This is a genomic window from Candidatus Filomicrobium marinum (assembly GCF_000981545.1).
Taxonomy (GTDB): Bacteria; Pseudomonadota; Alphaproteobacteria; order Rhizobiales; family Hyphomicrobiaceae; genus Filomicrobium; species Filomicrobium insigne.
Genome location: NZ_LN829119.1, coordinates 670,659 through 684,417 on the forward strand (window position 1 = coordinate 670,659; position 13,759 = coordinate 684,417).

Genomic DNA, 13,759 nt, shown 5'->3' on the forward strand with positions numbered 1-13,759 from the left:
CCAATTCAACTGTGTCCGCTATGTCGAAAATGGCATAGCGCCAAATTACCGAATTCATTGAGGTGATCCGGCACGCCGCTTTTGCGCTCGATGGGCACTCTCATGACTCATTAACATTGCTCTGGACTCCGCGACACCCAATATCGGCGGCACCGCGGTCAGCGTGGCTATTTCGCTCGTGAAATCCTCGCATCAATTGCTGCGTCAATTCGTTGGTATCGACAAATCCCAACTTGGCATAAGCGGCGATGATGATGGCTTGGCTTTGAAGATCCTTTTCTGCGCTTCGGTCAACGTGGAGGCTATGCGCGCGGTTTCAGCACCAAACTTGGGGGGGCTGCGTTTGGACGTCGAAATCTTTGGGCGAAGTGCATGACCTCTTGATCGGATGGCTGGGAGTTGACTAGTTCGTTCGCCCAGAATGTCTAAGCTGGTAGAGGCCGACATCGAGCCATCCCGCCTCGAAACCAGCCTCGCAGTAGACGAGGTAGTAGTTCCATAGCCTGCGGAATCGCTCGTCAAAGCCAAGTGCTTTCACCTCCGGCCATGCTCGAGCGAAGCAACGTACATCGTGCGTGATTGGATCAGTACAGCGTTGCGCCGTGGCTGACATTTCTTGCAATGCAGACACTCATTGCCTCCCTGTTCGTGGGGATGTTCAAGGCTACGATGCGACCGGTGTCTTCAGTATCTTCGGACATAGAATGTTCCTGTCGGTTGAAGGCGATGGAGAGGAAACCTAGGGGTGTGAAGAAGCCTGTGGCGTTTGGAGAACGCTTGGTACGGGCGGAGGAGGCAACCTCATGCGGTCGGCCATCTCGCGGTAGGCAAAGAATTTGGAGAGGCGCATTGGGGTTTCGCCCGGCGAGAGGACGATGATGTCGTCGCGGAATTCTCGGCCGCGTAGCTGGTTTTCCGGTGCGAGGGGCTGGCGTTCTTCGGAGTAGTAGCTGTAGGTCTGGCCAAGTGCTGGGTTGATGTAATCGGCCGCGTCGTCATCGGGGCGCATCCACGAGCTGACGCGGCAGCCGCCTACGATGCCTTTGGCGAGATCCCGGTATGATTTCTGGAACTGGCCGAAATATTGACCGAACAGCCAGAGGCGAAGGCCTGCGCTGCGGCCGAGATCGAGGAGGTCGTTCAGGGACGACATGGTACCGAGCTGAGGTAACTCGTCGAGGAAGAAGGTGATGGGCAGCTGGTCGGGCTTAGCGGAAGATCCGTCGATCAGTTCGTTGGCGTGTTGCTGGAAGAGGATGCGGATGAGTGGGGCGAAGGGCTGGATGTCTCCCGGCTTGAGGGAAATGTAGATGGAAGTGCCGGTGCGGTAGCGCAGGTCCTTGGGCTTCCAGTTGCTGGTGGCGAGGGTTGCGCGCACGGTGGGCGATGTGTCGAAGGCGGTGAAGAACTGGCGTGCGGTATCCATGATGGATTCAAGGCGCGTGTTGTCGGACAGGGCATTCTCCAAGGCGGTAGCCTGGGATGCGAGGAATGGGATGTTCGCGGTTGCGGCCAGTTGTTTCATGGCGGCAATCACTTTCGCCGTTTCGCTGTTTTTGTATGCGGGCTTGGTCAGGTCCTCGAACGATGTGGGCAGCGCCAAGTAGCGGGCGACGTAGGCGAGGTTGCGTGCTTGGGGAGGGTGTTTGATGGCCACCATGATGGAGAAGGCGGCGATGAAATCGCGTGCGCGGTTGACCCAGTAGTGCTGGTCGCCTTGGCCCTCGCCGGCAAGCTGATGTGCAAGCACGGTGCATTGGTTGGCGGCGATCGTCGGATTGCGGCTGACGAAGTCGAAGGGATTGTAGCTGTGGCTCAGGCCGCCTTTGTCGGTGGGCGAAAAGCGGTAACACGGGCCGAAGTGCTTCTGCCGGTAACCGGCGGTCTGTTCCCAGAGTTCGCCTTTGACGTCGAGGATGAAGGCGGAGCCTGGGTAGTTCAGCAGGTTGGTGATGACGTGGGCCTGCGACTTGCCGGTGCCGGAGCCGCCGATGGTGACCAGGCTTTCGTTGTGTGGGTAGTAGACCGTCTGGGCGGTATCCTTGTGGCGGCCGAGGATGAGTGCCTTGCGCGATGGCTTGGTGGTGAAGACGGCGCTGGTGGCGAGGTCGGCGGCGGCCAGCCAACGGGCGCCTGAGCCGATCACGGCGGCGGCGGACACCGGATTGTAGGCGGAGGGAGCACGGTTGGCGTAGGTGAGCGCTTCTTGGGCGGCATCGACGATGAAGTGATCGTAGGTGGGCAGATATGTGCCGACGAAAGCTTTCATGAGTCCCATCGCGAGTGGGAGATGGGGTGAGGATTGGTACTTGCCGCGCGGGACGAGGCGCCCCTTCCCGTCATGCAGCATGAAGAGCAGCAGAAAGCGGGCCCATTTGTCGACGGAAGCCTGGCCGGGGGTGTCGCGGTACATGGCGAATTGGGCCATGAACACGGACTTTTCCTTTTCGGAGATCGTCAGGCAGTCACGGACGAGGTCGGAATGGACATAGATGTTGGTGATGTGGCGGTGGTCGACGCTGCGCTTGATGTTGGAACCCCATAGGGCCAGGAACGACCATAGGGTTGGGTTGGCGATGAATTGGGGGGCGAGGATGACTTGACCGAGTTGCACGGTCGGACCCCTGTGGCCGAGTTGCTTGAGTGTGAGGTCATGGAAAACTTTTTGCGGAATGAAGTTGAAGAACCATTGTGCGGGCATGGAGAGGCGCGCAGCGGGGTCGGCCAGGGTGGCGGTGAGGAAGCGTTCCACATCGGCAAGGTTCTCGCCCTTGATCCCGAGCATCATGGTGAGGCCTCCTTGCGGAAGGCCCAGAACATGGTGCGGTCGTCGTGGTGGTCGTAACCGTTATGTTTCATGAGGGCGTTGACCACGTGAAGCACTTTGAAGTGATCGGCGGCAGTGGTGGCGATGGTGTGCAGGGCGTGGGTGACCTCGGGATTGGTGAGGCGGCCGTCATCTTCGGATTTGCCGAGGAAGAAGCTGTCGGTGCCGTCCGTCGCGAGCACGAAGGCCTTGATGTAGGGTTTGTTGATGGTTTGGGCTGCGAACTGGGTGCGCCAGTTGGGCAGCACGATGAGATTGGGTTGGTCGTTGGATAGGGCGGTGGCGACCCGGGTCAGACGTTTGCCGTCGTAGGAGTAGGCGTTGCTGTCGCCGATGTGGCCGACGGTGATGGCTTGGCCCTGTATGACGGCGGCAGCCAGTGTACAGGCATAGGTGCCCCAGAAGGCGTTCTCCTCGGTGGTGCGCTGGATCAGCGTGTTATGGGTGAACGAGAAGGCTTCGACGATGGCCTGCTCGGGATCGAGGCCGACGTCCAATCCGCGTGCAATGGCGCGGGCTGTGTGCTGTACGGCGAGCCTGGCCCCCTCCCCGGATCTGCTTGCTTTTTGATCGCTGACACCGTCGGAGAGGACGGCGATGACGGCGCCATTGTGGACGGTGAGATGGATGCCGTCTTCAGAGGATGTGCCGGCGCTTGTGTGGTTGGTGCCGACCGCGGTCACGGTGAGGAACGTCCAGAAGTCGTTTTCCGAAAGTGAAATTGCATAGCGGGCCGAAAGGCCCGCCAGCACGTCAGTGTGGGATGATGTTGTCGCTGTTGAAGCTGGGCGGGCTGGAGTCGGCGGGGACTTGGCCGTTAACAAGCTGGGTTGCGTGGGTGATGAGGACGGTGATGAGTTCGACCATGTCATGGAAGGCATCCTCGGAATTGGCGAGTTCGAAGGTCTGGGCGCCATTGGAGAGTTCGCCCATGAGCTGAAGGCCGGAGAGGCGTCGGCCGTCGTCGAGGTCGGTGCCGCAGGCGTTGGCGTCACATCCGTTGGCGGTGACGAAGCTTTTGAGGGCGATGTATTTCTTTTCGGGATTGGGGGACATGCGGGCGAGCCGAGATTGGACTTCCTGCCAGAGAGGTGAGCCCGGCAGCATGTCGGTTGGGGCGCCGTCGGTGAAGTGGAAGATGTTGGGAAGGCCGCACTTGATGTTCTGACGCTTGAGGCGGATGTAATGCTTGAGCGCGTACTCGATGGAGAACAGCAGGGCCTTGCCGGTTTCTGTTCCCATCTGCGGTGAAAATGCAGGGATCATGGGAGGAGCGCTGACAACGGACGTCCAAGGAAGATTGACGTCGACATTGTTGGAATAGGTGAGGATGGCGAGGTCGATGCTGTCGCGGTTGTCGGCAAGCGGTGTGCCGGGTGGTGGGGTGCGCAGCATCGAGAGGATTTTCTGGATGGTGTTGTTGATGCGGTGGATGTCGGCGTTGGGGCCGCCGGGCCCGTTGATCGGGTCGACGCCGGTTGAGCCGGAAATGTCGACGAGGAGGACGAACGGATAGCGCGTCTTGCGGGTTGCGGCGGCGGGGATGTCGATGGGTGGTGGTTCCGGCGTTTGCAGGAGGTCGAGGAGACTGGACATGGATTGGCTCCTTTCAGTCGGCTGGGAATAAGGGCGGAGTGGGTTCCATCCTTGGATCTGATGGAAAGGGTTTTGCGCTCGGGATGAAGGTGTGCAGTGGTGGATAGGTTTTGGGCTCGGGTAACGGTGGCGTTGGGACGGCGGGCATGGCCGGGGCCAATGAGAAAAGGGCTGGACTGGAAGCGTGGGGGCGTCGCTTTTCGATCAAATGCCGTTCGTAGGCGTCGAGGAGCCAGAAGATGCTTCCGAGCAGGACGAGGCCCGCGGTTATTTCAACGCCACCGTATTTCTTGAATGGAGTCCATGCCGCGGTGGCAATGTCGGCGAAACCCTGTGCGAGCCATTTTGCTAGGCCGAGCGCGAGCCTGCCGAGAAGCATGCCCGTCATGATGAGGAGGCTACGGAGGCATTTGGCGATGAAGGCCAGCACGATGATGTGGATCGGCTTCCGAGGTACGTGAGACGGTGTCGCTTGCAGATTTACGGGGGATGCCGGGCGTGGGTGGAGAACATATTGTTGGGCGGGTGCCGGTGGAGCTTGCGGGCGGGGTGGTGGTGAGGCCTTCGGCTTCGGAGGCGAGTTGGCTTCGACGGTATTGGCGAAGCTCGGGAGGGTCTCTTCCCATTCTTTGGCGGTTGGTGGCACGAAGTCCTGAAAAGCGCGCGCGAACATGGAGCGCAGGTCGGGGTGGAGGCGTGCGTAATGTGCGGGGGTCTCGCCGGGCGGACGGAATTTGGCCACGTCGCTATAGGGCCAGCGTCTAGCCTTTATGTTGTCGTTAGGGGTGATGTTGGCGAAGAAGTCGCCGGTGGGATTGAAGGCAGGGCCGGTGTCAAAGGGATGGCCGCCATCAAGGAGCAGCTGGAATATGTGGATGGCGAGGACGAAATTGTCGTCATCCGGCGTGCGGGGACCGGCGATTTTGTTGGCTTGGTTGGGGGACGCATAACCGTCGGTGAAGTGTGGTTTGGTAAAGGCCGTGACGAAGGGGTGTTGGAAGGCGTCGGCGTCGACGAAGGTTATTTGCCGGTAATCGTTTGAGACGAGGATGTTGTTTGGATTGAGGTCGCAAAAGACGATGCCGCGCTGGTGCATGCGGTTGAGGTAGTGCGCAATGATTGCGGCGATGCGTACGGCTTTTGCGTTTGCTAGGCCGTTTTGAGTGCCGTTTCCATTGCCGATGCGACCCCCGGCATCGCTGGTCAGCTTTCTCAGTACGTTATGGCCGGTGACGTGGCGCATCGTGATTCCGGCCAGCGTTGAGAGGTGCTGGACGGTGGAGGGATGCTTGATGGTGAAAAGGACTTCAATCGGCCAGGCGACAAATGGCAACGCATTGGGCTGTGAAAGTTCCTGATATCTGGACGTGAGAATTGCGAGGCTTCTAAAGGCATCGGATTTTAGAAGCGATTTGGATTTGTGGTTATAGATCTTGGCGACGCGGGTTTCGCCTGCGTGAGGCTTGAGGGTGAAGATGCCGCCTTCTCCGCCGGATGCATTGGCGAGCGGTTTGTCGATTTCATATTGGGTCCAAATGTCATCGCCGTGAGGTTGCACGCGGCAACCCCAGTAAACTGTCTCCATTTCGCGCAAGCTCCCGTGTTGCTTCCACGCGCGAGCGGAAGCAGCAATTCATCATGGGTGTTTGACGAGGTTAAAAGCAGGCGGTTATTCAGGGTGGGGGGAAAGTCCGGCGTAATGGAATTTGGAAATCACTGAAACTTTGGAATGAATAAGGAGTGAAAGCATTGTATTTGCCTCGGAATTAGCGCATGTCCTGCTTTCGACGCTTGCGTTTTTTAATGGTTTGCAAGCTCCGGCGATTGGAACTCTCACTTATATGAGTGATATAATCAATGTTTGAATCCGTATGCGCATTGTCTGGCACCGGATATTTCTGTGGATGAGTGGTGGGGCGTTCAATTGCGTTGGCGGGTTGACCGATTTGGTTGGTTTTTCGGTCAACCGATCTACGGGTGTTTTTTGCGAGAGTTGGGGCGGGCTCCTTGATTGCGCCGATGGAGCCGCGCCATGGTGCGTTGAATTTCTGCTCCAGTTTGGCGACGCGGATGTCTTTTGAAAACTGTGAAAGTTTCACTTCACCGTTGGCGTCACGGATGACGTGACCTTGCCCCTTCCCTTCCAGTCGCAGGCCGTTGGCGGCAAGGGCTGAACCGAGTTCATCCCAGGAGCGGGCGACGGTGAACAGGGCGATGATGCGACGACGTTCGGCGGCGATCGTCTTGAGGCTCCATTTCTTGGGCGGGGAGGGTTGGCGTTTTCTGCGGGTCAGCTGATATTCGGGATCGCGGGCGTCGCGTGGTTGTTGCGATAGCTCCTTGCTGTTGTGGCGGCCGGGCACGAAAAGCAAACCATGGGCCTTGGCCTGACGGGCAAGGCTTGTCTCAAGGCGCACCCAGTCCTGTTGCCGGTTCCAGGCTTTCGTGGTGTCGGGATGCACGCGGTTGATGACGACATGGACGTGGGCATGGCGGGTGTCGTCGTGGGCGATGACGATGCGCTGGTGGTCGGCGAGGCCGAGGTCGGCGCAGGTGTCAGCAACGATGCGCCGTTTGAGATCCTCGCTGGGGTTTTCCTCCGGCGTCCAGCTGATGACGAAGTGATAGACCGGCGATTTGCAGCGGCGGGACTTGTTGGCGGTGGCGCGCATGATGCGCATGGCCTGTTTGGGGTCGCGCGTGATGAGGTTGTGGGTGTCGACCCAGAGAACGCGATCCTTTTTGGCGAACGCTCGTTCGTCCGTTCGCCCGTTCTCCGGCTCGGGTGTACGGGGCCCGTTCAGGAGGTAACTGGTGATGCCCTTGAAGCCGCGACCTGCCTTGGGAATTTTTCCGATCATGACGTCTGGTTGAATCCGGAGTTCGCTCGTTTGAACGCCTTGGCGTTCAGGCGTTTGGCTGGAGGGCGAACGCCACTATGTCAGGAGCTTCAAGGCGGCGGTGTGCACGGTGGCCGCGGCTTGCTGGACCGCATGGAACACGGCCAAAACTTCATTTCGGGACACTGGGACCAACCCGGTGTTGGCTTGGCGCGCGATCTGGTTGAGGTTTGTCCCGATCTTGCGCAGGTGGACGTGCAGCGTGTTGATTCCGGCGATCAGTTCGTCGGTCTGCCGTGATTTTTCAGGGCGCGGTGGCGGTGGTTTCTGGCCGGCGATGGCGGACATGACCAGCGTGCGGACCATTTGCGCCTCTGTCGAGCCATGGGCGGCGCAGAGGGCTTTGAAGGCCGTGAGTTCGTCGTGGGTCATGTAGGTTCGCACGCGGTTGGTGCGCAACCTGGAATCGGGTTCATTGCGTGTGGCCATTTATCGGAGCCCCCCCGGCACTGAGGGGCAAGCAAGCGCGTTTGAGGCCAAAGGCCGAGGTGCGCGATTTTGGGGCCAAGGTGGCCCCAAAAGACTTGCTTGCTCCCGTGGGGAGAAGGATGCCTGAGTGCGACAACGCTTTCCAGTAGCTGGGAGGGTTATGCCCAGAAGTGCTGCGGTGCCTTCAGCGTGTCGTTCGTAGGCGGGACGTGCCGCCCCTTGCCCTCCGGCTGAAATTGCAGTGCGTGACTCCTTGCGGACCGCTGTGCGGGGATCTCGGCATGCTTTGGGCGGAATCGGATTTACTCCCCACCCTTGATCTACAAACGGGTTTGGGGACGTTTCCAGGAGGCATTGGATGGGGCGAAGAAGCAGCTTCAAGGATTTGCGGCCGGGAACGGTAGCAGCATGCGCAATGTTCACGCTGTACGATGGTATGGCGTTCTGGCGTTCGGACGCTATGGAGGTGGAACGCCATTTGCGGGGATGGGCGCGGGCGATGTCAGGCTATGCACAGACGCCGCCTTCGCTTGCGGGTTGAAGTTGGCGTTTTCTCGACTTCGAGTTCGGACGTGGTCGTGAATGGGGCATTGCCGACAGCCGCGTCGTGGGTAAGGAGCAAGCGGGCGGCCATCGTCTGTCGCTCGTGTTGTGATGTAGAGGGTCATTGCATGCTTTAAACGTAATTCACGACCGAGCGGTATGAGGTGAGAATTCAGATGGCTGTTGTAGCGGACCGAGTTCGGGTGATGGGGTAGGCTGCTTGCAAAGCGCGAACGGTGGGTTTCGCTTTCAATAATTCAGAACTTCTAGACAAAAAAAGTCACCCGGTCGGTACCACCGGGTGACTTGAGTTTGGAAAGTGCGCCCCCTGAGTCCAGAGTCGAGGGCATTTTCTCTAACTTGGAGTCTGGCATCCAAGTATCGAGAACTTTTAACCGGCAAAATTGCCGGTGGCTGCAGCTCGGACGCTGTCGCCCATGCTTGCAGCATGTGCGCCGAAACCCTTGAGGGCTTCATCGTAGAGCAACGCAAGCGCCTGCCCCTTGATCTCGTTGTAAATCTCGCTCGTCTGCATGTGAAACTCTCGCGGACGCGGGAGAGGGACATCGATTACCGTTGCGACACGAGTGGGTTTGTAGGTGAGGATTATGATTTTATCGGCCAGGAACACCGCTTCGTCGACTTCGGACGTCACGAACAAAGTCGTCATGCGATGCGCTTCGAACAGAGCCAGGAAGTACTCCTGCATCAGGCCGCGGCTCATGTGGTCGAGACCGCGAAAGGGCTCGTCGAGAAGAAGAACATCAGGCCGATTAATGAGAGCCCGCGCCACTTCAGCACGTCGTTGCATGCCGCCGGATAGCTCCGTCGGATAACGGTTTTCGAAGCCGGCCAATCCGACCTCGGAGAGTAAAGAGGTCGCTTCTTTTCTCGCGGCCGTGCGCGCGACGTCGCTTTGCTCGGGTCCATAGGATACGTTGTCAAGGATCGTCATCCAAGGGAATAATCCCGTTTCCTGGAAAACGACCATGCGATCTGATCCCGGACCCGTAACGACTTCGTCGTCTTTGCGAACCGCACCCACGCTTGGACGGTCATAGCCCGCAATAATGTTGACTAATGTAGATTTCCCGCAACCTGAGGGCCCGAGCAGAACGGTAAGCTTGCCTTTCTCGATTTCGAATGAACAGTCGCGGAGAACGACATGGGGTTTGCGCTGCTGAGAATACACCTTCCCGATGCGATCCACGGTTATGGATGTATTCTCCTTGCGCGTATTGTGGGGTGTTGACACCATCCTGTTTTCCTCACGCAAATTCTTTTTCGCCGGCGTTGAACGCTTTAACGGCTTCCTCGTGGACGGCTTCGATCGCGAGCTCTTTCAGCCGGACGAATTCCGGCTGGGTCAGTAGACGCGCGTCGCGAGGCCGCGGTAGATCGACTTCGATTGTCTGTTTGATGTGACCGGGACGTGTGGTCATCACGAGGACGCGGTCAGCCAGATAGATAGCCTCCTCAAGGTCATGCGTGATGAACAAGACGGTCTTTCGAGAGAGGTCGTAAAGTTCCAACAAGGCCGTTTGTGTGACTGTTTTTGTCAGCGCATCGAGGCCACGGAAGGGTTCGTCTAACAGCAACACGCCTGGGTCGTTCAGAATGCCCCTGATGATTTCGACCCGACGGCACATCCCCGACGAAATTGATCCGGGATATAAATTCTCAATGTCGGCGAGGCCTACCTTGCCCAGAAGATCGCGGGCCTTCTCTGTTGCTTCGCGTTCCGTCATGCGACCCTGGACGACCGGCCCGCGTATCAGGTTTTCAAGCACTGTTGCCCAAGGGAAAAGGGCACCATTCTGAAAAACGACGATACGGTCCGGGCCGGGCTTAGGATTCTGGCCGGGCGCGTTGATAAGTTTGCCATCCAGGAAGACTTCTCCGCTGGTCAGTTTATCGAAACCTGCAATCGAATTCATAAGCGTGGATTTACCGCAACCCGATGGGCCGACGATCGCGCAGAATTCACCGGGACGGATTTCGATTGAACAATTATCGACCGCAACGACGTGCTTGCCTGACGGGTCATACACTTTGCCTGCGTTGCGAACAGATACCCAACCTGTGTGCCCCGACACCGCATATTCATGTGCGGCATAGGATCGGGACAAGTCCTGCAGATAAGAGTGTCCTTCGCGACCAAGCGTTCGTAGCAGCGATCTCAAATACGCGCCGTCGAGAGCTAATGCCTCTGTGTCCGTAACGGCGTGCGCAGAGATAACCCTGCTCCCTCGACCCTCGATAAGCCCTGCGTATCCGAAGATCGTTCCTTCCAGCATCACCTCTTGAACAATACCGAACTGATGCATCGGAGAGTTTACTTCGGGGTGACGGACATGGCCTTTGAGAAGAACGTAAACCTTGCTGGCCTCATCTCCATTTCTGAAAATTTCCTCTCCCGCAGCAAACGACTTGAGTTCACAATGTTCTGCGATCTGAGATACGAGTTTGTGCGGCAACGATGCGAGGATCGGGTTTTTCCTCAACACTGCGATCTTTTGATCAATTTGCATGTCTTTCTCCCTCACCGTTTACGCCACCAGGGCATCGCGTATTTGCCTAGCCGTTCCATCAACCAGGCCGAGATCATTCCAGCCAGACCGATGGAAAGCATGCCGACAATGATGCCGGGGAGAGAGTTGGTCATGTAGGCGTTCCAAGTCAGGTAACCCAGACCGTAGTTTCCAGACGCCATTTCCGCAGCGATAACGACTTCCCATGTAATGGCGATAGCAATCGTCAACCCCGTGAAGAGCGATGGAAGCGCGCCGGGAACTAGAATTCTCCAGAATAAAGCCTGCGGGCTGGAGTTCAACGACCGTGCGGCATGGATGTAGCGAACATCGATGTTATCGATTCCGGCGAGGACATTGAGAAAAACCGGGAAGAAAGCGCCGATGAATGTGAGAAACACGATAGTCATTTCCGCCGAGGGCCAGAAAAGAATAGAAATGGGAAGCCAGGCCAAAGGCGGTATAGGACGTAGAATCTCAATTATCGGAAAGCCGAGAAACCGAAAGCGTCGATTGACGCCCATGGCAATACCAAGAACGATTGCCAGAGCGGCGGCGCTAAAGAAACCGACAAAGACCCGAACGGTTGTCGCGATCCAGGATTCCCAATATCCGTCCTGCTGAATTTGTGAGGGCAGAGCCTCGATGACTTCGATAGGTGTCGGCACAACTGCAAGGAGACCCAGCGTTCTAGACAGCTGCCAAATAAGAAAGAACGCTGAGATTCCAAGCGCACCTTGCCAAAAAGACGCGTTTGCCAGATTGAGGAACCACCGCGATCTGGAGGGCATGAGCTTTGCTGCCGTCATGATGCTGTTCCCCCACGATTGTGCCAGGCATTAAGTTTGTTGCCGACTACCCGGATGATTGCACTCGACCCGAAGCCCAAAATCCCAAGGGTGATCATGCCGATGAAGATGTTTGGTAACGCGACGTTCGTATAGGCATCGAAGATGAGGTATCCGAGGCCGGACCGTCCTGCGATAAGCTCACCGCCAACGAGAGAGAACCACGCAACACCCATTGCGATTTGAAGCCCGGTGAAAACGAACGGCAATGCCCCGGGGATAACGACACGGCGTAGAATTTGAAACCGAGAGTATCCCAGGCATGCTGCTGCCCGAAAATAGTTCTCGTCGATCGACTTTACACCGAGAAGCGTGTTGAGGACCGTCGCAAAAAAGGACGCAAGAAGCGTGATGAAAATCACCGCACCTTCCGTTGACGGAATCATGAGAACGGCAAGCGGCACCCACGCCAGAGGCGGAATGGGACGCAATAGCTCGACGACAGGAAAGATCAAGTTCTCCGCAGTCTTACTCCATCCCAGCAGAATACCTAGTGGTGCCCCCAACGCTACGGCAGCCGTAAACGCCCCAAAAACCCTAAGTGTGCTGGTCCAGATGTGTTCATAGTATTCCGGCGTGAATAGCGACACGCCGTATGTCGGCTCCCGGCTGGTCCATTCCTGAAACAAGGACAAAGGATCAGGGATGAAATTGAATCGCGGCGGTACGATTACGGCGGTGAGAAAGTACCAACATCCAAAGAAAGCCACGAAGCCCATCAAGCCCAGAATGAGCTGATCTCTTGTTAGCGCTCTGAGAATCCGTTCGCCGAAAGTCAGCTGCTCGACGGGCCAGTCAATACTGGCCCGCAATTGTGCATCGTAGCTCGCAGCGTCACTCTGTGATCCCGGTGGCGCTGCAGCTTGGTCCCGCAGATGGACGTTCATTTGCCTCCCTCCACTAACTCATCTCCCTTGAAGGGATTGGTGAGCCCTGCCGGAATTTCAAAGAGCTGCTGGTTGGGGGCCAGGCCGAGTTCTTCAAATGCACGCGTCACATATTCCGTCCGAACGGCACCATCGCGCATTTTTGGATCGCGCACGATTTTGTGGTCTAGGAGGAACTGGTAACCGCGTTCAAGAAGTGAGCGGCCGTCCGCGTCAATAATCATCTTTCCGCGGACCACCGGGCCGGATGCGCCGATGCTGTCAGGTTGCGCACCATAAAGCGCGTACCAGAGATTTTCCCGTGTGTAATCGGGAAGTTCCTTCTTCAAGAATTCAATTGTTTCGATCGGCTTGTCCCGGAGGAAATAGAGAGCCTCGATGTTGGCCTTCAGCCATGCAACAGCGACATCTGGATTCTCTTTAAGAAAATCCTCGCGCATCACGATCGCATCGGCATCCAGTTCACCGAATGCTGCCGGTGATGCCGCCCAACGCGCGTGATCGTCAAACACTGACTTCGAGAGGTGAGGTTCGTACATAATGGCAGCGTCGATGCGCTTTGCCTGCAGGGATGTAACGATAACTTCGCCCTGCATTTGTTGCCACTGAACCTTCACTCCTTCTTTTTCCAGCATCAACTGCCCTAAACGGTCGGCGCAGCTGCCCTTCGGCACGCCGACGATTTTGCCATCAAGCCAAGCGATAGCTTCTTTGTACGATTTGAACTCAGGGGCGTCCGAGCGCACGAGTATCGTGCCGCACATCCGGCCGCTCGACACGAGATTCAACGCAACAATGCTGATGGGCGCGAGGGCCGCCTTCGCAGTTGAAACAATGGCGGGGTTGTCGCCGAGGTATCCAATTTGCTGCTTGCCAGCAATTAGATCCGTAATAACCGGCGGCCCTTGAAGATTTCTCTTCCACTCCACCTTACTTCCTTCGGGAAGCCATTTCTTCCATAGCTCCCCTGATCGCAGAATCACCGTGTCCCAAGCGCCGGTCCAGCCGAGGAAGAAATTTGTCGAGATTGTAACTGGCTTACCTTCAAGCTTTTTCGCCTGGGAAGCGATCTGCTCGTAGGTCACGTCACTATTGGGATTGTTTGCGACAGCCGGTGCTGCAGCGAACAAGACAAAGGCCGTAGCCAGACCTCCAAGGCCTGCTAGATTCTTCATGGCATTTCCTCGTTTTAATTTTT

Annotated in this window: 12 protein-coding genes and 1 pseudogene; 1 reads left to right on the plus strand and 12 read right to left on the minus strand. The window is 57.3% G+C overall.

Features of this window, described 5'->3' with window-relative positions; genetic code table 11:
• Window positions 1-403: 403 nt before the first annotated feature.
• The 7 genes and pseudogenes from YBN1229_RS03300 to mobC all read right to left on the minus strand — a co-directional run.
• Window positions 404-532: pseudogene (locus YBN1229_RS03300) on the minus strand (SAM-dependent methyltransferase); the annotation flags it as partial.
• Window positions 533-739: 207 nt separating this feature from the next.
• On the minus strand, window positions 740-2,788 hold the full coding sequence (locus YBN1229_RS03305) for a type IV secretory system conjugative DNA transfer family protein (RefSeq protein ID WP_046476652.1): 2,049 nt from the start codon (window positions 2,786-2,788) through the stop codon (window positions 740-742).
• Window positions 2,785-3,579: a protein phosphatase 2C domain-containing protein gene (locus YBN1229_RS03310; protein WP_046476654.1), complete on the minus strand. Its 795-nt coding sequence runs from the start codon at window positions 3,577-3,579 to the stop codon at window positions 2,785-2,787. Before YBN1229_RS03310 ends, YBN1229_RS03305 begins: the two co-directional genes overlap by 4 nt.
• Window position 3,580: 1 nt before the next feature.
• Window positions 3,581-4,423: a vWA domain-containing protein gene (locus tag YBN1229_RS18855; protein WP_046476656.1), complete on the minus strand. Its 843-nt coding sequence runs from the start codon at window positions 4,421-4,423 to the stop codon at window positions 3,581-3,583.
• Window positions 4,424-4,436: 13 nt separating this feature from the next.
• Window positions 4,437-6,008: a hypothetical protein gene (locus YBN1229_RS03320; RefSeq protein ID WP_046476659.1), complete on the minus strand. Its 1,572-nt coding sequence runs from the start codon at window positions 6,006-6,008 to the stop codon at window positions 4,437-4,439.
• A gap of 181 nt (window positions 6,009-6,189) precedes the next feature.
• A complete protein-coding gene (locus tag YBN1229_RS03325; RefSeq protein WP_046476661.1) occupies window positions 6,190-7,284 on the minus strand; it encodes a relaxase/mobilization nuclease domain-containing protein in 1,095 nt (364 codons plus the stop codon).
• A 75-nt stretch (window positions 7,285-7,359) separates the two neighbouring features.
• Window positions 7,360-7,752 carry a plasmid mobilization relaxosome protein MobC gene (gene mobC / locus YBN1229_RS03330; RefSeq protein WP_046476664.1) on the minus strand — a complete coding sequence of 131 codons (393 nt, stop codon included), beginning with the start codon at window positions 7,750-7,752 and terminating at the stop codon, window positions 7,360-7,362.
• 358 nt (window positions 7,753-8,110) lie between these two features.
• On the opposite strand from mobC, the gene YBN1229_RS03335 reads away from it, so the two are divergent.
• Window positions 8,111-8,293, plus strand: coding sequence for a hypothetical protein (locus YBN1229_RS03335; RefSeq protein WP_046476665.1), 183 nt, complete (start codon window positions 8,111-8,113; stop codon window positions 8,291-8,293).
• A 393-nt stretch (window positions 8,294-8,686) separates the two neighbouring features.
• Here the strand turns inward: YBN1229_RS03335 and YBN1229_RS03340 are convergent, their stop codons facing one another.
• Genes YBN1229_RS03340 through YBN1229_RS03365 form a run of 5 tightly spaced genes read right to left on the minus strand, consistent with a single transcriptional unit; the run spans window position 8,687 to window position 13,736 of the window.
• Window positions 8,687-9,553 (minus strand): ABC transporter ATP-binding protein, encoded by an 867-nt coding sequence (locus YBN1229_RS03340; RefSeq protein ID WP_076605275.1) that lies wholly within the window; start codon window positions 9,551-9,553, stop codon window positions 8,687-8,689.
• 10 nt (window positions 9,554-9,563) lie between these two features.
• Window positions 9,564-10,826, minus strand: a complete 1,263-nt coding sequence (locus YBN1229_RS03345; protein WP_082101001.1) for an ATP-binding cassette domain-containing protein — start codon at window positions 10,824-10,826, stop codon at window positions 9,564-9,566.
• Window positions 10,827-10,837: 11 nt separating this feature from the next.
• The gene (locus YBN1229_RS03355; protein ID WP_052743660.1) at window positions 10,838-11,635 is read right to left on the minus strand and encodes an ABC transporter permease; all 798 of its coding nucleotides are present in this window, start codon (window positions 11,633-11,635) and stop codon (window positions 10,838-10,840) included.
• A complete protein-coding gene (locus YBN1229_RS03360; protein ID WP_244464997.1) occupies window positions 11,632-12,561 on the minus strand; it encodes an ABC transporter permease in 930 nt (309 codons plus the stop codon). The genes YBN1229_RS03355 and YBN1229_RS03360 overlap by 4 nt, the downstream gene beginning before the upstream one ends.
• Window positions 12,558-13,736 (minus strand): ABC transporter substrate-binding protein, encoded by a 1,179-nt coding sequence (locus YBN1229_RS03365; protein WP_052743661.1) that lies wholly within the window; start codon window positions 13,734-13,736, stop codon window positions 12,558-12,560. Before YBN1229_RS03365 ends, YBN1229_RS03360 begins: the two co-directional genes overlap by 4 nt.
• Window positions 13,737-13,759: the final 23 nt, after the last annotated feature.

Bases quoted from the DNA above. Each gene is read 5' to 3' on its own strand.
- YBN1229_RS03365 (WP_052743661.1), bottom strand. From the start codon at position 13,736: ATGAAGAATCTAGCAGGCCTTGGAGGTCTGGCTACGGCCTTTGTCTTG.
- mobC (WP_046476664.1), bottom strand. From the start codon at position 7,752: ATGGCCACACGCAATGAACCCGATTCCAGGTTGCGCACCAACCGCGTG.
- YBN1229_RS03320 (WP_046476659.1), bottom strand. From the start codon at position 6,008: ATGGAGACAGTTTACTGGGGTTGCCGCGTGCAACCTCACGGCGATGAC.
- YBN1229_RS03305 (WP_046476652.1), bottom strand. From the start codon at position 2,788: ATGATGCTCGGGATCAAGGGCGAGAACCTTGCCGATGTGGAACGCTTC.
- YBN1229_RS03340 (WP_076605275.1), bottom strand. From the start codon at position 9,553: ATGGTGTCAACACCCCACAATACGCGCAAGGAGAATACATCCATAACC.
- YBN1229_RS03355 (WP_052743660.1), bottom strand. From the start codon at position 11,635: ATGACGGCAGCAAAGCTCATGCCCTCCAGATCGCGGTGGTTCCTCAAT.
- YBN1229_RS03360 (WP_244464997.1), bottom strand. From the start codon at position 12,561: ATGAACGTCCATCTGCGGGACCAAGCTGCAGCGCCACCGGGATCACAG.
- YBN1229_RS03335 (WP_046476665.1), top strand. From the start codon at position 8,111: ATGGGGCGAAGAAGCAGCTTCAAGGATTTGCGGCCGGGAACGGTAGCA.
- YBN1229_RS18855 (WP_046476656.1), bottom strand. From the start codon at position 4,423: ATGTCCAGTCTCCTCGACCTCCTGCAAACGCCGGAACCACCACCCATC.
- YBN1229_RS03325 (WP_046476661.1), bottom strand. From the start codon at position 7,284: ATGATCGGAAAAATTCCCAAGGCAGGTCGCGGCTTCAAGGGCATCACC.
- YBN1229_RS03345 (WP_082101001.1), bottom strand. From the start codon at position 10,826: ATGCAAATTGATCAAAAGATCGCAGTGTTGAGGAAAAACCCGATCCTC.